The following is a 19,131-nucleotide window of genomic DNA, read 5'->3' on the forward strand; positions in this document are numbered from 1 at the left end:
CTTTCTCAACTTCAGGATGGAGCGTCATGGAACACAGTACCTATAAAAAGTGGTCTGCCGAGTTCATTGGTACTTTCTGGCTCACGCTCGGAGGCTGCGGAAGCGCAGTTCTGGCAGCCGCTTTTCCAAATGTCGGCATCGGCCTGCTCGGCGTCGCGCTGGCCTTCGGTCTCACGGTGGTGACGGGGGCCTACGCACTGGGCCCGATCTCGGGCGGACACTTCAATCCGGCGGTGTCCATCGGCCTCGCGGCCGCGGGCCGCTTCAAGGCCTCGCAGCTCGCTGGCTACATCGTGGCGCAGGTGCTCGGCGCCATCGCCGCGGCGGGCATTCTCTATCTCATCGCCACCGGCAAGCCGGGCGCGGACATCGGCGGCTTCGCCACCAACGGCTATGGCGAGCACTCGCCCGGCAAGTACGGCATGACAGCTGCCTTGCTGTGCGAAGTGGTGATGACCGCCGTGTTCCTGATCGTGATCCTCGGCGCGACCGCCAGGCGCGCGGCCGGCGGCTTCGCGGGGCTGGCCATCGGCCTGTGCCTCACGCTCATTCACCTGATCTCGATTCCCGTGACCAACACCTCGGTCAACCCGGCGCGCAGCACGGGCCCGGCCCTCTTCGGGCCGTCCTATGCGGTGTCGGAGCTGTGGCTCTTCTGGGCGGCGCCCATCGCGGGCGCCATCATCGGCGCGGTGATCTACCGCGCACTGCTCAGCAACGGCAACGACGACTGATCGCCGTCTTCACCGGCGGCAGCGAAGAAGTCTGTTCGACTCAGCTGCCGCTGCCCGACTTCACCATCGGCAGTGAAGTCGATTGCCCGATCGGCTCGGTGCCGCTCGGGTGCGACGCCGCATAGGCGCCGGCCTGGATGTCGGCCACCGGCATCGTCGAACTCATCGCGGGAGCGCTGGTCGACTGGCCCACGGGCTCGGTGCCGCTCGGACGCGCGGCGGCCATCGCGCCGGCCTGGACCTCGGGGCTCTCCGGCGAATTCATCTGCAGCGGATGGAAGTCCGAACCATCGGTGGTTTCGGCCGATGCGGTGACGGCGCCCATCGCTGCGAATGCAGCGAAGGAACCGACCGCGAGAAGCTTGAAGGAAGTGCGCATGGTGTGTTCTCCTGGTTGATTGCAGCAGGCTGTCTCCGGTCACGAGCCATCGCACGAGCTGCGCGTGGCAGAACCTGAATGCACTCTAGGCACGCCGGCTGAGTTGGCTGTGAGTGAAGAGTTAGGCGCGCGTGAGCGCCGCTCTTTCTCCTGAGGCTGTGGGCCTCGGTGAGGCTTGCTAGGCGCAGGGCGCGGGCAGATGCACGCGCGCCATCAGCCCCGGCCCGTCGGCGCGATTGCGCAGTTCGATGCTCAGTCCGTGGCGCTCCGCCGCCGTGCGGGCAATCGCCAGCCCCAGCCCGCTGCCACCCGCGGCAGCGCCCGGCACACGGAAGAAGCGATCGAACACGCGGCCCATGGCGTCCTTCGGAATGCCGGGGCCGTTGTCGAGCACGTCGACCACCGCATGGCCTTCCACCTTGTGCAGCTTCACGTCGACCACGCCGCCTTCGGGCGCATAGCGCAGCGCGTTGTCGATCAGGTTGTCGAACACGCTGCGCAGCTCGGCGGCCGGCGCCACCACCACGGCGGCGATGCTGCCCTCGAATCCGATGTCCACGCGCCGCGAATCGGCCAGCACCATGAGCTGGCTCACGCTGTCGCGCAGCAGCACTTCGATGTCGACGCGCTCGCTGGCACCGCCCACGCGCGGCGCGTCCTGCCGCGAGAGATGCAGCAGCTGTTCGATGAGGTGCTGCGCGCGCGTCACGCCCGCCTCCAGCTGGTTGAAGCGCTCGGTGGCCTCGCCGGCCGGCACGTGCGCGCGCAGGTTCTCGATCTGCAGGCCGATGGCGGCCATCGGCGTGCGCAGCTCGTGGGCCGCGTCCTGCACGAAGCGCCGCTGAGTGGCGAAGGCGCTGCGCACGCGCGACAGCAGGTTGTTGAAGGCGCTCACCAGCGGTGCGATCTCGTCGGGCACGCGCGCGAGCGACAGCTCGGTGGGGCTGCGCTCGTCCTGCGAGGCGACGTCGCGCGCCACCGCGCGCAGCGAGCGCGAGGCGGCCGACACGATGATCCACAGGATCAGCAGCGCCAGCGGCAGCAGCAGCGTGATCGGCAGGCCTTCGAGCAGCGCGCGGCGCAATGCGCGGCGGCGGCGATAGTCCTCGTTCTGCAGCACCTGCACGCGCGGCTGGTCGGCGCGCGAGCCGGGCTCGGCGGTGAACACTCGCCATGCGGAGCCCGCGTGCGTGCCGGTGTTCACGTCGCTGAAGCCTGGCTGCGGCTGCAGGGGCACCGTAAGCACCGGCCACGAGGTGGCGCGCAGCGTGCCCCCATCGGGGCTCCAGATCTGCACGATGAAGGCGCCGCGCGAGAAGGCGGCCTCGCCGTCCATGGGGCGCGGCAGCTTCTGCGGATCGCTGCCCGCGTACGACTCGGCCACCAGCCGCATCTGGTCGTCCAGCGCGTTGTGCACGAGGTTGCCGTAGGCCACGAAAGAGAACCACGCCGTGAGCACGGCCGCGCCCAGGTGCAGCGTGACGAGCCACAGCAGCAACTGCGTGCGCAGCGATCGCGGCCGCCACCAGCGGCCCTTGCCGCGCGAAACTCCGCTCATCGAGAGGGCAACCCGTCCGCCTGTTCGCGGAACTCCGTGGAACCGGCTTTGCAGGGCCACCGGTGTTGCCCCCGGCAGGGGGTTGGCGACGCGGCACGAAGTGCGCGAAGCCTGGGGGCGAGCATCATCATGCGGCCACGCGCCAGCCCAGTCCGCGCACGTTGCGGATCGCATCGGCGCCGAGCTTGCGCCGCATGCCGTGGATCAGCACATCGATCGCGTTGCTGGTGACCTCTTCGCCCCAGCCGTAGATGCGGTTCTCGAGCTGCTCGCGCGAAAGAATGGCGCCCGGGCGCTCCAGCAGCGCATGCAGCAGCGCGAACTCGCGCGCGGTGAGCGCATCTCGCGCGCCGTTGACCACGACTTCGCGCGTGGTGAGGTCCAGCTGCAGCGCCCCGCTGCCCACCAGCGAGTGGGCCGCGCCATCGCGACGGCGCACCACGGCGCGCATGCGCGCGAGCAGCTCGCGGAACTCGAAGGGCTTGAGCAGGTAGTCGTCGGCGCCGAGGTCGAGGCTGTGGATGCGGTCGTCGAGGCCGTCGCGCGCGGTGAGCACCAGCACCGGCGTGGCGTCGCCGCGTTCGCGGGCGCGGCGCAGTACCTCGGTGCCGTCCTGCTTCGGCAGGCCCAGGTCGAGCAGCACGCAGGTATAGCCGCCGTCGCCGAGCGCGCTCTGCGCCAGCTCGCCGTCGCGCACCCAGTCCGCGGACCAGCCCGCGCCCTCGAGCGCCTGCTTCAGGCTGCGCCCGATCATTTCATCGTCTTCCACCAACAGAACGCGCATCGCCGCGACTCCTTCGGCCGCAAGGTAGCACGCGACCGGGATGATCGGAAGAGCCTGCGCCGGGGCGCAGAGTAGGTGCGAATACTTAGGGCACGCTTAGGCGACGGGGGCGCCGCGGGGTCAATGGCCCAATGGCTCAGGCCGGGTCAGGCCACGCGCACCGCGTGGCGCTCGCCCTCGCCATCCGAGGCGAAGGCCAGCAGGTCGAGGGCTTCCTTCTCCACGCCGGCGCGATCCGCCTTCGACCAGCGGCCGAAGGGCTCCAGCAGCACGGTGGCGATGTTCTTCAGCTTCTCTCGCTCGATCTTCCAGGTGCCCGCCACGAAGCCGTCGAGCAGCACCGTGCCGCGCACGATGCCGTTGACGGTGAACACGCGGGCGCGGTGCGCCTCGCTGAGCACGCGGCTGCGGTCGGCGTGGGAGAGCAGCAGGTTGTCCCACTCGGCCACCAGGCGCGGCGGCGCGGGCGTGCCGGGGTCGGGGCGCGGCGCGCGCGGCAGGTCGAAGAGCTCCTGGCCGTCTTCGCCCGCGAACACGCGCAATTGCGGCCGCAGGCGCTCGGCGACGGCCTTCCAGCCCGCGAGGCCCGACCATGCGCCGGCATCGGCCAGCGTGGCGGGGCCGAAGGCGGCGAGGTAGCGCAGCAGCAGGTCGTCCTGCGTGGCAGGGGCGGCTTCCATAGCCTCTGCGAGCCAGTCTCCCAGGGGCTGCAGCACCGCGTTCTGGCGCGAGTTCCAGGTGCCGGCCGGCTGCATGTGCACGAGCGGCAGGTTGTTCCGGATCAGCGCGGCCAGCGATGCGGCCTCGCGGCCCTTCCACTGCAGGGCCAGGGCCTGCCCGAGCTCGGCACTGGTGCGAGGCTGCTCGCCGAGCAGTGCGCGCCCCGCCGCGATCACGGCCGCGCGATCGAGCCCTTCAAGCTCTTTCTTGTGGCTGCTGCCCAGCAGGCCACGCTGATGCACGGGCTCCAGCAGCGGGCGCCATGCCAGCGCGTCCTTCGCGGTCATCAGGTGCAGCGTCGCGCGCAGGGTCGACATGCGAACGATGCGGCGCTTGCGCAGGGCCTCGGTGAGCTGTTCGCGCCGAAAGCCTTCGATGCGGCTCCAGAGGCCGATGTAAGGCGGATTGGGCGCCTGCGCCTGCAGCCCGGCCAGCCGCTCGACGGCCTGTGTCGCACCGAGCTTGCGCCGCTCCAGCAGCATCTGCCGCGCCAGCGTGGCGCGGTTCAGCGCGCGCAGGCTCAGAACTTCTCGTGCGGCGCGAGGTATCGCCATTGGCCCACGGGCAGGTTGCCGAGCATCACCCGGCCGATGCGCACGCGCTTGAGGCCGACCACCTTGAGGCCGACCAGCTCGCACATGCGGCGGATCTGACGCTTCTTGCCCTCGGTGAGCACGAAGCGCAGCTGCTCGGGGTTCTGCCAGTCGACGCGTGCCGGCTTCAGCGCCTGGCCGTCGAGGCTCAGGCCGTGGCGCAGCTTCGCGAGCATGGCCTTCGGGAAGACCGCCTGCACGTTGGTGGTGACGGGGTCGTCGTCGTCCAGCCGCACCAGCTGGCCGGTGGGCGCGGGCAGGCCCAGGCCGTGGTAGGCCACGCGCACCAGGTACTCCTTCTCCATCGTCGAGTCCTCGCCGATGAGCTGGCGCGCGATGCGGCCGTCCTGCGTCATCACCAGCAGGCCGGTGGAATCGATGTCGAGCCGGCCGCAGGGCGCGAGGCCACGCAGCTGTCCGGGGCTGAAGAAGAAGCGCGCGTTGTCGTCGGCCCAGCGGTTCTGCGGCGTGAAGAGCTTCACCGCCGGATCGTGCCCGTCCTCGGCCTGCCCGCTCACATAGCCGATGGGCTTGTTGATGAGGATGGTGACCTGGTTCGCCTGCTGGCCCTTGGCGGCCTTGTCGACCTCGATGCGGTCCGAGGGCGTGACCTTCACGCCCATCTCGGCCGGCTTGCCGTTGACCTTCACCCAGCCGTTGGCGATCCATTCGTCGGCTTCGCGGCGCGAGCACAGCTTGAGCTCGGCCATGCGCTTGTTGAGGCGCACGGCGTCGGTGGGGGAGGAAGAAGAGGGCTCTGTCATCGGGGCTTGATCGGAATGCGGCACCGATGCTATCCTGAACCCGGACGCGAGTTGATCGCGTTCTTTTTGGGGGATTCCCAAGTGAGCACACGCAAGTACCAATACGCCATCGTCATCGGGCGCTTCCAGCCCGTTCATTTCGGACATCAACGACTCATCGAGGAAGGCCTTCGCGCCGCCGAGCGGGTCATCGTGGTGGTCGGCTCCGACCGGCAGCCACGCAGCGTCAAGAACCCCTTCACCTTCGACGAACGCGAACGCATGGTGCGCGCCTGCCTGCGCGGCACCGMGCAGATGCGCGTGAGCGTGGCCGGCGTGGGCGATTCGCCCTACAACGACCAGATATGGATCGCGTCGATCCAGTCGGCGGTCGAGCGGCTCATCGTGCAGGACGGTCACACGCCCGCCAAGGCCAAGGTGGCGCTGGTGGGACACCTGAAGGACGCGTCGAGCTACTACCTCAAGCTCTTCCCGCACTGGGAGTTCGTCGGACAGAACAGCGTGGAGAGCCTCAACGCCACCGACGTGCGCAGCCTCTACTTCGACCCCGAGAACCGCGGCCAGCTCGCGCGCGCCGACCTGCCCGACGGCACCGCGGCCTTTCTCGACCAGTTCACACGCACGGCCGACTACGCCGAGCTCTGCGAGGAGCGCGCCTTCCTCGCCGACTACCGAGACAAGTACCGCTATGCCGGCAGCGAGTTTCCGCCGATCTACACCACCGTCGATGCCGTAGTCGTCGAGGCCGGCCACATCCTGCTGGTGCAGCGCAAGTTCCATCCCGGCAAGGGCACCTGGGCGCTGCCCGGCGGCTTCGTCGGCCAGCACGAGCGGCTGCAGGACGCCGCCATCCGCGAGCTGAAGGAAGAGACCCGCCTCAAGGTGCCCGTGCCCGTGCTCAACGGCAGCATGAAGGCCAGCCATGTGTTCGACGCGCCCGACCGCTCGCAGCGCGGGCGCACCATCACGCACGGCTTCTTCTTCGAGCTGGCGCACAACCAGTGGACGGGACTGTCGGAGGTGCGCGCCGACGACGACGCGGCCGAGGTGCGCTGGGTGCCGATTGCCGAGTTCCTCGACATGCAGGAGCGCATCTACGAAGACCACTTCTTCATCGCGAATCACTTTTTGGGTGGCCTGGGCAAGAACTGAACGCCTGGCCTTGTCAGCAAGAACGGCCCCGGTTGACGGGGCCAACAGTGAAAGGAGCTTTCACATGAACCGCAATCTCGCCTCCTCGCCCCTGGGCAACAACCTGCTGCTGCGCACCGACTCGTACAAGGTCTCGCACTGGATGCAGTACCCACCCGGCACGCAGACGGTGTACAGCTACATCGAGTCTCGCGGCGGCATCTTCAGCCACTCGCTCTTCTTCGGGCTGCAGGCCTACCTGCGCGAATACCTGCAGACGCCGGTGACGCGCGACGACGTCGAGGAAGCCGCCGCGCTCATGGCAGTGCACGGCGAGCCCTTCAACCGCGAGGGCTGGCTGCGGCTGATCGAGAAGCACGGCGGGCTGATGCCGGTGCGCATCCGCGCCGTGCCCGAGGGCAGCGTGCTGCCGGTGCACAACGTGCTCGCGACCATCGAGAACACCGACCCCGAGTTCTTCTGGGTCACGAGCTTTCTGGAGACAGAGCTGCTGCGCGCCATCTGGTATCCCACCACGGTGGCCACGCTGTCGGCCGCCGCGCGCACCACGCTGCTGCGCTACCTGGAAGCGACCTGCGACGACCCGCAGGGCCAGATCGCCTTCCGGCTGCACGACTTCGGCGCACGCGGCGTGTCGAGCCTGGAATCGGCCGCGCTCGGCGGCATGGCGCACCTGGTGAACTTCATGGGCACCGACACGCTGGCCGCGCTGGTGGCGGCGCGCCGGTATTACGACTGCGACGTGGCGGGCTTCTCGATTCCAGCGGCGGAGCACAGCACCATMACGGGCTGGGGCCGCGAGCATGAGGCCGATGCCTACGCCAACATGGTCGACCAGTTCGGCAAGCCGGGCGCCACGTTTGCGGTGGTGAGCGACAGCTACGACATCTTCAACGCCTGCGCGCGCATCTGGGGCGACGAGCTGAAGGCCAAGGTGGTGGCCTCGGGCGCGACGCTGGTGGTGCGGCCCGACTCGGGCGACCCGGCCGAGACCACGCTGAAGGTGGCGCAGATCCTGGCCGAGCGCTTCGGCACGACGACCAACGCCAAGGGCTTCCGCGTGCTGAACAACGTGCGCATCATCCAGGGCGACGGCGTGAATCTCGATTCGCTGCGGCTGTGCCTGTCGAACTTCTTCCACAACGGTTTCTCGACGGAGAACATTTCCTTCGGCATGGGCGGCGGGCTGCTGCAGCAGGTCAACCGCGACACCATGCAGTGGGCGATGAAGTGTTCGGCAATGCAGGTGAATGGCGAGTGGCGCGACGTGTACAAGTCGCCAGTGGGGGACATGGGCAAGGCTTCGAAGAAGGGACGTCTTGCGCTGGTGCGCGGTGCGAACGGTGTCGAAAGCACTGTGCGGGAAGAGACGCTGGCGGCAGGCCAGGCCGACTTGCTTCAGACGGTGTTCGAGAACGGGCGCATCGTGGAGAGCACCACTTTCGATGCTGTTCGCGAGCGGGCTGCTGCGGGGGTGAATCAGTTCATTACGTCGCGGGCTCCTCTCTAGGCTTTTGGTTCATTCATTCAGGGCGGGTGCACAGGCCACCGGGTACTCCCCTCCGCGAATGTCCCCCGGCCTTCGGCCTCCTCCTTTATTTCGCTGCGGGGAGCACCCGATGCCCTGTGCACGACGAGCGCTACTCTTGTGCTGGCTGATCAACCAGCACTCTGTCCACGCTCACGCCGGCGGGGTGCCTTGCGCAGCGAAATAAAGGAGGAGGGGCGCAGCCCCGGGGGACATTCGCGGAGCAAGGTACCCCGTCGTCGTGATCGCGCCCCGAACGACAGCGCCAATCACAGCCCCAAGAACACTGCCACATGGCATCGCCATAATCCGCGCAAACCCCGGATTCCATGACCAAACTCCTGATCCTCAGCGTGAGCGCCGGCAACGGCCACGTGCGTGCAGCACAGGCGCTTGCCGCCACCGCCCAGTCCCTCGCCCCGCCCTGCACGGCGGTCCACATCGACGCGATGGCCCACGTGGCCGCGGGGTTTCGCAAGGTCTACACCGACTGGTACATCCAGCTCGTGAATCGCGCGCCCGAGCTGTGGTCTTACCTGCACCAGCGCACCGACGTCACGCCGCACCATGCGCCCTCGCAGCGCCTGCGCCGCGGCATCGAGCGGCTGAGCACCGGCGCGCTGGTGCGCGAGATCCGCCGCGAGAAGCCCGATGCGGTGATCTGCACGCATTTCCTGCCGGCCGAGCTGCTGATGCGCGAGCGCAACCGTGGCCGCATCGACTACCCCGTGTGGCTGCAGATCACCGACTACGACCTGCACAACATGTGGCTGGTGCCGGGCATGACGGGCTACCTCGCCGCGACCGAGGAAGTGGCCTTCCGCCTGCGGGCGCGCGGCGTTCCGGCCGAGCGCATCCACGTCACGGGCATCCCGGTGATGCCCGCGTTCTCCGAGCCCGATTCGCCTTCGCTGGCGCGCGATGCCTGCGTGGCCGGGCTCGGGCTCGATCCTTCGCGGCCGGTGCTGCTGATGGTGTCGGGCGGTGCCGGTGTCGGCGACCTGCCGAGCATGGTCGAGCGCGTGCTCGGCATGGGCGGGCCGGACGGCAAGCCGAACGACTTCCAGGTGGTCGCTGTCGCCGGCCGTAACGTGGAGGCGCACGGCAAGCTCGAAGCGCTGGCCAGGCGCCACCCGGGCCGCGTGGCCGCCGTCGGCTTCACCAACGAGATGCACCGGATGATGGCCGCCTCCGACCTGGTGGTGACCAAGCCCGGCGGCCTCACGGTGTCGGAGTGCCTGGCGCTGGGCAAGCCGATGCTGCTGATCTCACCCATTCCCGGACAGGAAGAACACAACGCCGGCTTCCTGATGGAAGAAGGCGCGGCCTGGCTTGCCTACGACGCCATCGGCCTCGACTACAAGGTGGCGCGCCTCATGGCCGACCCGGCCAAGCTCTCGGCCATGGCCGCGCGCAGCCGGGCGCTGGGCAAGCCGCAGGCAGCGCGCTCGGTGCTGCAGCGCGTGCTGGGAACCGCGACGGGAACAGCCGCATGAGCCCGGCCGTCGAAAAGGCGAGCGTGGCCCGCACGCTCGGGTATCTCGCCTGGGTGGTCGTCATGGCCTTCTTCTTCGCCAACGCCGAGATCCAGATCGAAGGCGGCGCCGGCTGGGCCACCTCGCTGCCGACATGGCGCATCGAGAACAGCATCTGGCTCGACATCTTCTGGGGCGGCCGCGCGATGACGGGCTACCACGCCTGGGTCTTCACCTTCATGGCGCTGGTGTTCTTCTCACCGCTGGCCTTCAACGGCCGCTGGACCTGGCGCGACGTGGGGCTGGCGGTGGCGGGCCTCATCGTGTTCTGGGTCTGCGAGGACTTCACCTGGTTCCTCATCAACCCGGCCTTCGGCTGGGAGCGCTTCAACCCGGTGGATGCGTTCTGGCACAAGCACTGGATATGGGGGGCGCCAGTCGACTACTGGGGCGGCCTGGCGGTGGCGGCGATCATCCTGGCGACGCGGCACTGGCCGCGCAAGGGCGCCCGATGAGCGGCGGGAGAAAGCGCATGGAACGCCTGCAGGAGCCCATCGCCGAGGCACCGCGCCCCGGCCACTGGGCTGATCCGCTGGACGCACTCGGCGTCGAGAACCTGCACCGCATCACGCCCACGCTGTACCGCAGCGCGCAGCCGAAGCGTTCGAATCTCGCCGCGCTGAAGTCGCTGGGCATCCACACCGTGGTGAGCCTGCGTTCGTTCAACGACGACCGAAAGGTGTTCGCCGGCAGCGGCATCCGGCTGGTGCGGGTGCCGATCAACACCTGGTCCATCGACGACGCCAAGGTGCTGCGCGCGCTGCAGGCCATTCGCGCGGCCGAGAAGCAGGGGCCGGTGCTCATCCACTGCATGCACGGCGCCGACCGCACCGGCGTGGTCGCGGCGGTCTACCGCATGGCGCTGCAGGACTGGGACAAGGACAGTGCCCGCCAAGAGATGCTGCGCGGCGGCTACGGCTACCACACGCTGTGGCGCAACATCCCGCGCTACATCGAGCGGCTCGACCCGGCCGCCATGCGCGACGCGCTGGCCCACGCGCCGGCGATTCCGGTGGTGTCCTGAAGGCGCCAGCAGGGCGCGGAACCCGCTCCTATACTGGCCGCCCCGTGGCCGAAGGCCATCCGCGAACCTGACCAGAAGGGCTCTTCCATGGCACTCCAAATCCGCTCCCTCATCCGCTCCAGCGGCGAACTCGAACTCTCGCTGCACGACGCCCCCATTCCCGAGCCGCAGGCCCACGAAGTGGTGATCCGCGTCGAGGCCTCGCCGCTGAACCCGTCCGACCTGGGCCTGCTGTTCGGCGCGGCCGACATGAGCACCGCCAAGGCCTCCGGCACCGCCGATCGCCCCGTCGTCACCGCCACCGTGCCCGAGCGCGTGCTGCCCGCCATGAAGGCGCGGCTCGACGAGTCGATGCCGGTCGGCAACGAAGGCGCGGGCGTGGTGGTGAAGGCCGGCTCGTCGCCGCAAGCGCAGGCGCTGCTCGGCAAGACCGTGGCGGCCATCGGCGGCGCGATGTACTCGCAGTACCGCTGCCTCGCCGCCGCCCAATGCATGGAGCTGCCGGCGGGCACCACGCCGGCCGAAGGCGCCTCGTGCTTCGTCAACCCCCTCACCTCGCTGAGCATGGTCGAGACCATGCGCATGGAAGGCCACAAGGCCCTGGTGCACACCGCCGCCGCGTCCAACCTCGGCCAGATGCTCAACAAGATCTGCCAGAAGGACGGCATCGCGCTCGTCAACATCGTGCGCAAGCAGGACCAGGAAGACCTGTTGCGCAGCCTCGGCGCCAAGTACGTGTGCAATTCGAGCTCGCCCACCTTCATCGAGGACCTGACCCAGGCCCTCGCCGAGACCGGCGCCACCCTGGCCTTCGACGCCATCGGCGGCGGCAAGCTCGCGGGCCAGATCCTCGGCTGCATGGAAGCGGCCATCAACCGCACCGCCAAGGAATACAGCCGCTACGGCTCCAACACCCACAAGCAGGTCTACATCTACGGCGGCCTCGACCGCGGCCCGACCGAGGTGGTGCGCAACTTCGGCATGACCTGGGGCATGGGCGGCTGGCTGCTGTTCCCCTTCCTGCAGCGCCTGGGCGATGCCGGAACCCAGCGCCTGAAGGCACGCGTGGTCGCCGAACTGAAGACGACGTTTGCGAGCCACTACACGCGCGAGGTGTCGCTGGTGGAGATGCTGCAGCTCGATGCGATTGGCGTTTATGGCAAGCAGGCGACGGGGGAGAAGTTCCTGCTGAATCCGAACAAGGCCTGATTCGCCTTGCTTGAATGGGAGCGCCCGGTACGCGGCACGGCGCGCTCGTCCCCACTATGCCGGCCGCTTCGCGGCTTCCCTGCGGTGCTCGCGTTTCGCGGGGTCTCGCAGAACTCGCTTCGCTCAAACAGCTGCGAGCCCTTGTCCGCGAAACGCTGCGCTCCTCGGCGGCACAGAGGGGCCGAACGCACCGCGCCGCATACCGGGCTTGTCGTGCCGTTGATGCCGTCGCCCTCACCCCAACCCTCTCCCTCCGGGAGAGGGAGCAATACCCGGAGCGGCCTCAGGGATCGACGTCGCGCTCGCCGCCGTCCCTGGAAGAACTAAACGACCAGCCGATACCCCACAGCCGTCTCCGTCAGCAGATGCTTCGGCTGCGCCGGGTCGGCCTCCAGCTTCTGCCGCAGGTGCCCCATGTAGATGCGCAGGTAGTGGCTCTGGTCGGTGTACGACGGTCCCCACACCTCGCGCAGCAGCTGGCGCTGCGTCAGTACGCGGCCCGCGTTGGCGACGAGCACCGACAGCAGGCGGTATTCGGTCGGCGTCAGATGTACCTCGACGCCCGAGCGGCGCACGAGGCGCGCGGCGCGGTCGAGTTCGATCTCGCCGAAGCGGAAGAGCGCCTCGGGTGTCGCTTCCTCGGTGCTGCCGGCGGTGCGCGGGCGGCGCAGGTTGGCGCGCACGCGGGCCAGCAGTTCGCCGGTGCCGAAGGGCTTGGTGAGGTAGTCGTCGGCGCCGGCGTCGAGGGCGGCGATCTTGTCGGCTTCGTCGGTGCGTGCCGACAGCACGATGATCGGCACGGCCGACCAGCCGCGCACGTCACGTATCAGCGAGACGCCGTCGCCGTCGGGCAGCCCGAGGTCGAGCACCAGCAGGTCGGGCTGGCGCGTGCCTGCGGCGGCGAGCCCGTCGCGCAGAGTGCCCGCCTCGTGCACCGCCCAGCCTTCGGCCTCGAGCGCGCCGCGCACGAACCGGCGGATCTGCGGCTCGTCCTCGATCACGATGGCGGTGGGAGAAGGCATGGGTTCAGAGTTGGGCTTCGGCAGGCTCCGGCGGCTCGCGCCGTGGGAGCGTGACGGTGAATTCTGCACCGCCGTCGCGCGCATTCTCGGCGGTGATCTCGCCGCCATGCGCACTCACCACCGCCTTGCAGATCGCCAGGCCCAGGCCTACGCCCGGCGTGGCGGATTCGGCCTCGCCGCGCGTGAACTTGTCGAAGAGCTTCTGTTCGCGGCCCAGCAGCGCGGCCGGCAGGCCGGGGCCGTGGTCGCGCACCGTCAGCACCAGCGTGCCGGGTTCGGCGCGCGCGCCGACCACGACGGGCGGCGCGCCGTACTTGGTGGCGTTCTCCAGCAGGTTGACCAGCACGCGCTCGATGAGCACCGCGTCGAACTCGACCAGCGGCAGATCAGGGTCGAGCGCGGTCTGCACCACGGTGCCGCCCAGTGACGTGCGCGCCGCGCGGATGGCCGAGCCCACCACCTCCTCCACCGACTGCCAGTCGCGCCGCAGGTTCACCGTGCCGCCGGCGATGCCGCTTTCGAGCCGCGCCATGTCGAGCAGGTTGCTCACCAGCGCATGCAGCTCGTGCGCCTGCGCCACGATGGCGCGCGCGGCGTTGCCGTGCTCCTCGGGCGGCAGCGTCTGCAGCGACTCGGCCAGCGCGATGAGCGCGGTGAGCGGCGTGCGCACGTCGTGCGAGATGGCGCCCAGCAGCGCGTTGCGCAGCCGCTCCGACTCCATCTCGACCACGGCCTGCTGCGCCACCTCGACGTAGTGCACGCGCTCCAGCGCGATGGCGATCTGCCGTGCCAGCGTGTCGAGCTGCTGCGCCTGCTCGGGAATGAGCAGCCAGCGCGGCTGCGCGGGCGAGAGCGCGAGCACGCCGCGCACGCGCATCGGCGCGCGCAGCGGCACGTAGTGCCAGGGCTGGGCCGCGAGCGTGGCGGTGGCGAGGCCGGCGCTCTGGCCATGGCGGAAGGCCCAGTCGGCCACTTGCGGATCGAAGCCCTCGGGCGCGTCGGCGGGCATCACGAGCTGGTCGGCCGCGTCGGTCACGAGCACCAGCGCATCGCCGCCGAAGTGGCCCCGCACGGCCGCGGTGCCGAGCGCGACTACCTGCGAAGCCTCCAGCGCCGCCGACAGCTCGCGCGTGAGCTCGAACAGCGAACGCGCGCGCCGCTCGCGGCTGGTCGACACGCCCGCCGCGAAACGCAGCCCCGCAGTGAGCTGGCCCACCAGCAGGCCCACGCCGAGCATGATCGCGAAGGTCAGCACGTACTGCACGTCGCTCACCGCGAACGACAGGCGCGGCGGCACGAAGAAATAGTCGAAGGCCGCGACGTTGAGCAGGGCTGCGAGCGCCGAGGGCCCGCGCCCGAAGCGCATCGCCACGCCCACCACGCCGAGCAGGAACAGCATGACGATGTTCGACAGCTCCAGCACGCTCGCCAGCGGCGTGCACACCAGCGTGAGCGCGACGCTGGTGGCCGCCGCCCATGCGTAGCCAGGCCAGTAGGTGGGTGCCTTCTCGTGGTCGTCGCTGTCGATGCTCGCGCCCTGCAGCGGCGCGCGCGACAGGCGGCGCGAGCTGTCGGCGGGCGCGACTTCCATGATGTCGAGCGCCGGTGCGCGCTGCGCCAGGGTGCGCGCGAGCGGCACCGCCCTCGCGGGCAACCAGCGGCGCCAGCCGGTCTCGGGCTGCGAGCGCCCCAGCACCAGCGTGGCGCAGTTCAGGCGCCTCGCCTGCTCGGCGAGCTGCTCGGCCACGTCGGAGCCGGTGAGCACGGCCGTGGCCGCGCCCAGTTCTTCCGCGAGCTTCAACACTGCAAGGATCCGGTCGCGCTCCGCCGCGGCCAGCCGCTGCAGCCGGGGCGTCTCGACATACACCGCATGCCAGCGCACGTTGAGCTGCCCTGCCAGACGAGCCGCCGTGCGCACGGTCTGCGCCGCGCCCTCGTGAGGCCCGACGCACGCGAGGATCGCGCCCGAAGTGTTCCAGGCCTGCAGGCCGGGGCCCTTGCCGTTGCCGCCCGCGCCGCCGGGGCCCGACTGCTCCACGCGCCAGCCGCGCACGTCGTCTTCCACGTGCTCGGCGGTGCGCCGCAGTGCGATCTCGCGCAGGGCGATCAGGTTGCCCTTGCGGAAGAAATTCTGCGCCGCGCGCTCCGCCTGCTGCGGCAGGTAGACCTTGCCGGCCGCAAGCCGCGCCGTGAGCTCGTCGGGCGTGACGTCGACCAGCACCACCTCGTCGGCCTCGTCGAGCACGGTGTCGGGCACGGTCTCGTGCACGCGCACGCCGGTGATGGCGCCGACCGTGCCGTTGAGGCTTTCGAGGTGCTGCACGTTGAGCGCCGACCACACCTCGATGCCGGCGGCCAGCAACTCCTGCACGTCCTGCCAGCGCTTGGCGTGGCGAGAGCCGGGGGCATTGGTGTGGGCCAGCTCGTCGACCAGCAGCACGGCGGGCCTGCGCGCGAGCGCGGCGTCGAGGTCGAACTCTGCCAGCGTGCGCCCGCGGTAGTCCAGCTCGCGCAGCGGCAGCGCCTCCAGCCCCGAAAGCAGCGCGGCTGTCTCGCCGCGGCCATGGGTCTCGACCACGCCGATCAGCACGTCGCGCCCGGCGGCACGCTCGCGCTGCGCGGCGCTGAGCATGGCCCAGGTCTTGCCGACACCCGCGCTGGCGCCGAAATAGATGCGCAGCTTGCCGCGCTGGGCGCGCGCCTCGTCGCTGCGCAGCTGCGCGAGCAGCGCGTCGGGGTCGGGGCGGAGCACGTCGTTCATCGGCGGCACAGGTTAGCGCATCGGGCCGTCCTTGCGGCGCGAGCGCTGGTGGCGCCGGGCGGTGCGCGACAGCACCCACCACGCGAAGCCCAGGGGCACGAAGAGCGCCGCCATGGCCAGCAGCGCCATCAGGAGGTCAGTGACCATGGCGCAGGCCGCAGCGCGCGAGGTGTTCGCGCCAGCTCACGAGTCGGCCGATCTCGCCCGAGGGCACGCACTCGATCAGCCGGTGCAGCACGTCGGCATAGCGGGCGAGCGGCAGGCGGATCATCAGGCGCACGCAGGGCGCGTCGCTTTCCTGAGAGCTGCAGGCATGCAGCAGCGGCTCGCAGCGCACCACGCCCGCCTCGGGGCAGCCGGCGATGCTGCGGCGCACGCGCAAAGCGTCGGCGCAGCAGACCGTGACGTCGAGCACGTAGAACGGGCTGTCGTTGCCCTTGCCGGTGTTCATGGAAGCGCGCGTTCTCGGCGCACCGGGGTGTTCTCGATAGGCGGCATAGGCCATGGCTTGTTTCTCCTCAACGCGGGGCGGAAGGGCTGAAGGAACCCGAAGCTGCATCGAGCGAGATGTTCAACGCCAGCACGTTGACGCGCGACTCGCCCAGAAAGCCCAGCAGGGGCTTCTGCGTGTTCCTGTCGATCAGCGACTGGACCTGCGACAGCGGCATGCCGCGCACGCGCGCCACGCGCGCCGCCTGGTACTGCGCGGCGGCGGGGCTGATGTCGGGGTCGAGCCCGCTGGCCGAGGCTGTGACGAGGTCGACGGGCACCGGCGCGGTGTTGTCCGGATCGGCCGCGCGCAGCGCTTCCACGCGCGCCTTCACCGCATCGGTCAGCGCAGGGTTGAGCGGGCCCTGGTTCGAGCCGCCCGAGGCGCTCGCGTTGTAGGGCTGCGGCGCGGTGGCCGAGGGACGGCCCCAGAAATGCTTCGGATCGCTGAAGTTCTGGCCGATGAGCTTCGAGCCGACGGTGGTGCCGTCGATCACGACCAGGCTGCCCGCCGCCTGCGCGGGGAAGGCCGTCTTCGCGACGCCGGTGACGGCCATCGGGTAGATCAGGCCGGTGAGCGCGCTCAGCAGCACGAAGAGCACGAGCGCGGGGCGGACGATGCCGTCGCTTTGGTTGTTATTCATGATCGATAGCTTTCAATGGTCCGGACGTTTCGGGGAACACCGTGGAACCGGCTTCGCCGGGCCACCGGTGTTGCCCCCTTGGAAAGGGGGTGGGAGAAGCGACACGAAGTGCGCGAAGCCTGGGGGTCATACCAAGCCCACGGCGACAAGCAGCCAGTCGATCAGCTTGATGCCGATGAAGGGCACGAGCAGGCCACCCAGGCCGTAGATGGCCAGGTTGCGGCGCAGCAGCGCGGCGGCGCCCACCGGCCGGTAGCGCACGCCCTTGAGCGCCAGCGGAATCAGGAACACGATCACCAGCGCGTTGAAGATCACCGCGCTCAGGATCGCCGACGACGGGCTCGCGAGCCGCATCACGTTGAGCGCGCCCAGCTGCGGGTAGGTCGAGATGAAGATCGCCGGGATGATGGCGAAGTACTTCGCCACGTCGTTCGCGATGGAGAAGGTGGTGAGCGAGCCGCGCGTCATCAAGAGCGCCTTGCCGGTCTCCACCACTTCCAGCAGCTTGGTCGGGTTGGAATCGAGGTCGACCATGTTGCCGGCCTCCTTCGCGGCCTGCGTGCCGCTGCCCATGGCCACGGCCACGTCGGCCTGCGCGAGCGCGGGGGCGTCGTTGGTGCCGTCGCCGGTCATGGCCACGAGGCGGCCTTCGGACTGGTACTGGCGGATGAGCGCGAGCTTGTCCTCGGGCGTGGCCTCGGCCAGGAAGTCGTCCACGCCGGCCTCGGCGGCGATGGCCGCCGCCGTGAGCTTGTTGTCGCCGGTGATCATTACCGTCTTGATGCCCATGCGGCGCAGTTCGGCAAAACGCTCCTTGATGTCGGTCTTGACGATGTCCTTGAGCTCGACGATGCCCAGCACGCGGTTGCCCTCGGCCACCGCCAGCGGCGTGCTGCCGCGGCGGGCGGCTTCCTCGGCCGCGCGCAGCACCTCAGGCGCCACGGTGCCGCCGATGGCCTCGACGTGACGGCGCACCGCGTCGACCGCGCCCTTGCGCAGCACGACGAAGTCCGTGTCAAGGCTGTTCGGCGCGGCCGGCAGGTCGACGCCGCTCATGCGCGTCTGCGCGGTGAAGGCGACAAAACGCGCGCCCTCCACCTGCGTCGGCTCCAGGCCGTCGCGGCGCGCAAGCTCGACGATGCTGCGGCCCTCGGGCGTCTCGTCGGCCAGCGAGGCCATCATCGCGGCGCGCGCGAGGCGCGCCTTGGTCACGCCCGGCGCGGGCAGGAAGGCGCTGGCCTGGCGGTTGCCGTGCGTGATGGTGCCGGTCTTGTCGAGCAGCAGCACGTCGACGTCGCCGGCGGCTTCCACCGCGCGGCCCGAAGTGGCGATCACGTTGGCCTGCATCATGCGGCTCATGCCGGCCACGCCCACGGCCGACAGCAGGCCGCCGATGGTGGTCGGAATCAGGCACACCAGCAGCGCGACCAGCGCGGTGAGCGACACCACGGTGCCCGCGCCGGCGGCCTCCACGCTGAACACCGAGAACGGCAGCAGCGTGACCGTGACCACCAGGAACACGATGGTCAGCGCCACCAGCAGGATGGTCAGCGCGATCTCGTTGGGCGTCTTCTGGCGCTTGGCGGCCTCGACCATGCCGATCATTCGGTCGAGGAACGACTCGCCCGGGTTCACCGAGATGCGCACCACCAGCCAGTCGGACAGCACGCGGGTGCCGCCGGTCACGGCCGAGAAGTCGCCGCCCGATTCGCGCACCACGGGTGCCGATTCGCCGGTGATGGCGCTTTCGTCGACCGAGGCCACGCCTTCGATGACTTCGCCGTCCAGCGGAATGACGTCGCCGGTCTCGACCAGCACGACGTCGCCCTTGCGCAGGTTGGGCGCCTGTTCGGGCAGCCACTGCGCGCCGTGATGCGGCTCATGCAGCTTCTTGGCCCAGGTGTCCTTGCGCAGTCCGCGCAGCGAGGCGGCCTGCGCCTTGCTGCGGCCTTCGGCCAGGGCTTCGGCGAAGTTGGCGAACAGCACGGTGAACCACAGCCAGATGGTCACGGCCAGCACGAAGGCGGGCTTCATGCCGGTGTCGCCCGGGAAGCTCAGCGCATGCACCCAGAGCACCGTCGTGAGGATGCTCCCGATGTAGACGATGAACATCACCGGGTTGCGCCACTGCGTGCGCGGGTTGAGCTTGGCGAAGGCGGCCCACAGCGCGGGCTTGACCAGCGCCGCGTCGAAGAGCGAGAGAGAGGTTTTTGTATTGGCGGTCATGGCGGGCTC

The 19,131-nt window shown here is 69.7% G+C and carries 18 protein-coding genes; 7 read left to right on the forward strand and 11 right to left on the reverse strand.

Annotation, left to right across the window (positions count from 1 at the left end; genetic code table 11):
- The first annotated feature begins 26 nt into the window (after positions 1 to 26).
- Entirely contained in the window at positions 27 to 734 is a 708-nt protein-coding gene (gene aqpZ / locus QMO14_RS11035; protein WP_301507062.1) for an aquaporin Z, read from the forward strand.
- Positions 735 to 774: 40 nt separating this feature from the next.
- Here the strand turns inward: aqpZ and QMO14_RS11040 are convergent, their stop codons facing one another.
- From QMO14_RS11040 to QMO14_RS11060, 5 genes are all read right to left on the reverse strand, one after another.
- Positions 775 to 1,113, reverse strand: a complete 339-nt coding sequence (locus QMO14_RS11040; protein WP_301507064.1) for a hypothetical protein — start codon at positions 1,111 to 1,113, stop codon at positions 775 to 777.
- A gap of 178 nt (positions 1,114 to 1,291) precedes the next feature.
- The gene (locus QMO14_RS11045; RefSeq protein WP_301507066.1) at positions 1,292 to 2,671 is read right to left on the reverse strand and encodes a HAMP domain-containing sensor histidine kinase; all 1,380 of its coding nucleotides are present in this window, start codon (positions 2,669 to 2,671) and stop codon (positions 1,292 to 1,294) included.
- 127 nt (positions 2,672 to 2,798) lie between these two features.
- On the reverse strand, positions 2,799 to 3,455 hold the full coding sequence (locus tag QMO14_RS11050; protein WP_301507068.1) for a response regulator transcription factor: 657 nt from the start codon (positions 3,453 to 3,455) through the stop codon (positions 2,799 to 2,801).
- Between the two features lie 146 nt (positions 3,456 to 3,601).
- Positions 3,602 to 4,729, reverse strand: a complete 1,128-nt coding sequence (locus QMO14_RS11055) for a winged helix DNA-binding domain-containing protein (protein WP_301507070.1) — start codon at positions 4,727 to 4,729, stop codon at positions 3,602 to 3,604.
- Complete coding sequence (locus QMO14_RS11060) at positions 4,696 to 5,532, reverse strand: pseudouridine synthase (protein ID WP_301507072.1); 837 nt, start codon at positions 5,530 to 5,532, stop codon at positions 4,696 to 4,698. The genes QMO14_RS11055 and QMO14_RS11060 overlap by 34 nt, the downstream gene beginning before the upstream one ends.
- 81 nt (positions 5,533 to 5,613) lie before the next feature.
- Here QMO14_RS11060 and QMO14_RS11065 point away from each other — a divergent pair, with 81 nt between their 5' ends.
- The 6 genes from QMO14_RS11065 (at position 5,614) to QMO14_RS11090 (ending at position 11,980) form a co-directional block, all read left to right on the forward strand.
- Complete coding sequence (locus QMO14_RS11065; RefSeq protein WP_301507074.1) at positions 5,614 to 6,684, forward strand: bifunctional nicotinamide-nucleotide adenylyltransferase/Nudix hydroxylase; 1,071 nt, start codon at positions 5,614 to 5,616, stop codon at positions 6,682 to 6,684.
- A gap of 64 nt (positions 6,685 to 6,748) precedes the next feature.
- Positions 6,749 to 8,194 (forward strand): nicotinate phosphoribosyltransferase, encoded by a 1,446-nt coding sequence (locus QMO14_RS11070; protein WP_301507075.1) that lies wholly within the window; start codon positions 6,749 to 6,751, stop codon positions 8,192 to 8,194.
- A gap of 347 nt (positions 8,195 to 8,541) precedes the next feature.
- A complete protein-coding gene (locus QMO14_RS11075) occupies positions 8,542 to 9,708 on the forward strand; it encodes a glycosyltransferase (RefSeq protein ID WP_301507078.1) in 1,167 nt (388 codons plus the stop codon).
- Positions 9,705 to 10,202, forward strand: a complete 498-nt coding sequence (locus QMO14_RS11080; protein WP_301507080.1) for a hypothetical protein — start codon at positions 9,705 to 9,707, stop codon at positions 10,200 to 10,202. Before QMO14_RS11075 ends, QMO14_RS11080 begins: the two co-directional genes overlap by 4 nt.
- A 17-nt stretch (positions 10,203 to 10,219) precedes the next feature.
- Positions 10,220 to 10,771 (forward strand): dual specificity protein phosphatase family protein, encoded by a 552-nt coding sequence (locus QMO14_RS11085; RefSeq protein ID WP_301507082.1) that lies wholly within the window; start codon positions 10,220 to 10,222, stop codon positions 10,769 to 10,771.
- 87 nt (positions 10,772 to 10,858) lie between these two features.
- A complete protein-coding gene (locus QMO14_RS11090; RefSeq protein WP_301507084.1) occupies positions 10,859 to 11,980 on the forward strand; it encodes a zinc-binding dehydrogenase in 1,122 nt (373 codons plus the stop codon).
- Positions 11,981 to 12,303: 323 nt separating this feature from the next.
- On the opposite strand, the gene kdpE is transcribed toward QMO14_RS11090, so the two are convergent.
- From kdpE to kdpB, 6 genes are all read right to left on the reverse strand, one after another.
- Positions 12,304 to 13,002 (reverse strand): two-component system response regulator KdpE, encoded by a 699-nt coding sequence (kdpE, locus tag QMO14_RS11095; protein ID WP_301507086.1) that lies wholly within the window; start codon positions 13,000 to 13,002, stop codon positions 12,304 to 12,306.
- Positions 13,003 to 13,006: 4 nt separating this feature from the next.
- Positions 13,007 to 15,763, reverse strand: coding sequence for a DUF4118 domain-containing protein (locus QMO14_RS11100; protein WP_301507088.1), 2,757 nt, complete (start codon positions 15,761 to 15,763; stop codon positions 13,007 to 13,009).
- Positions 15,764 to 15,775: 12 nt separating this feature from the next.
- Positions 15,776 to 15,910 (reverse strand): hypothetical protein, encoded by a 135-nt coding sequence (locus QMO14_RS11105; protein WP_019657716.1) that lies wholly within the window; start codon positions 15,908 to 15,910, stop codon positions 15,776 to 15,778.
- Positions 15,900 to 16,214, reverse strand: coding sequence for a hypothetical protein (locus tag QMO14_RS11110; protein ID WP_240649993.1), 315 nt, complete (start codon positions 16,212 to 16,214; stop codon positions 15,900 to 15,902). Before QMO14_RS11110 ends, QMO14_RS11105 begins: the two co-directional genes overlap by 11 nt.
- Positions 16,215 to 16,281: 67 nt before the next feature.
- Complete coding sequence (kdpC, locus tag QMO14_RS11115) at positions 16,282 to 16,896, reverse strand: potassium-transporting ATPase subunit KdpC (protein WP_301507094.1); 615 nt, start codon at positions 16,894 to 16,896, stop codon at positions 16,282 to 16,284.
- 126 nt (positions 16,897 to 17,022) lie between these two features.
- Entirely contained in the window at positions 17,023 to 19,122 is a 2,100-nt protein-coding gene (kdpB, locus tag QMO14_RS11120; RefSeq protein ID WP_301507096.1) for a potassium-transporting ATPase subunit KdpB, read from the reverse strand.
- Positions 19,123 to 19,131: the final 9 nt, after the last annotated feature.

Origin of the sequence: Variovorax sp. CAN15 (assembly GCF_030462475.1) — a bacterium.
GTDB lineage: Bacteria > Pseudomonadota > Gammaproteobacteria > Burkholderiales > Burkholderiaceae_C > Variovorax.

What these genes read in the sequence shown, in the direction of transcription:
- QMO14_RS11090 (WP_301507084.1), top strand. Translation starts at nt 10,859, where the DNA reads ATGGCACTCCAAATCCGCTCCCTCATCCGCTCCAGCGGCGAACTCGAA.
- kdpE (WP_301507086.1), bottom strand. Translation starts at nt 13,002, where the DNA reads ATGCCTTCTCCCACCGCCATCGTGATCGAGGACGAGCCGCAGATCCGC.
- QMO14_RS11045 (WP_301507066.1), bottom strand. Translation starts at nt 2,671, where the DNA reads ATGAGCGGAGTTTCGCGCGGCAAGGGCCGCTGGTGGCGGCCGCGATCG.
- aqpZ (WP_301507062.1), top strand. Translation starts at nt 27, where the DNA reads ATGGAACACAGTACCTATAAAAAGTGGTCTGCCGAGTTCATTGGTACT.
- QMO14_RS11100 (WP_301507088.1), bottom strand. Translation starts at nt 15,763, where the DNA reads ATGAACGACGTGCTCCGCCCCGACCCCGACGCGCTGCTCGCGCAGCTG.
- QMO14_RS11060 (WP_301507072.1), bottom strand. Translation starts at nt 5,532, where the DNA reads ATGACAGAGCCCTCTTCTTCCTCCCCCACCGACGCCGTGCGCCTCAAC.
- QMO14_RS11040 (WP_301507064.1), bottom strand. Translation starts at nt 1,113, where the DNA reads ATGCGCACTTCCTTCAAGCTTCTCGCGGTCGGTTCCTTCGCTGCATTC.
- QMO14_RS11085 (WP_301507082.1), top strand. Translation starts at nt 10,220, where the DNA reads ATGGAACGCCTGCAGGAGCCCATCGCCGAGGCACCGCGCCCCGGCCAC.
- QMO14_RS11050 (WP_301507068.1), bottom strand. Translation starts at nt 3,455, where the DNA reads ATGCGCGTTCTGTTGGTGGAAGACGATGAAATGATCGGGCGCAGCCTG.
- QMO14_RS11110 (WP_240649993.1), bottom strand. Translation starts at nt 16,214, where the DNA reads ATGAACACCGGCAAGGGCAACGACAGCCCGTTCTACGTGCTCGACGTC.
- QMO14_RS11075 (WP_301507078.1), top strand. Translation starts at nt 8,542, where the DNA reads ATGACCAAACTCCTGATCCTCAGCGTGAGCGCCGGCAACGGCCACGTG.
- QMO14_RS11105 (WP_019657716.1), bottom strand. Translation starts at nt 15,910, where the DNA reads ATGGTCACTGACCTCCTGATGGCGCTGCTGGCCATGGCGGCGCTCTTC.
- QMO14_RS11055 (WP_301507070.1), bottom strand. Translation starts at nt 4,729, where the DNA reads ATGGCGATACCTCGCGCCGCACGAGAAGTTCTGAGCCTGCGCGCGCTG.
- QMO14_RS11080 (WP_301507080.1), top strand. Translation starts at nt 9,705, where the DNA reads ATGAGCCCGGCCGTCGAAAAGGCGAGCGTGGCCCGCACGCTCGGGTAT.
- kdpB (WP_301507096.1), bottom strand. Translation starts at nt 19,122, where the DNA reads ATGACCGCCAATACAAAAACCTCTCTCTCGCTCTTCGACGCGGCGCTG.
- kdpC (WP_301507094.1), bottom strand. Translation starts at nt 16,896, where the DNA reads ATGAATAACAACCAAAGCGACGGCATCGTCCGCCCCGCGCTCGTGCTC.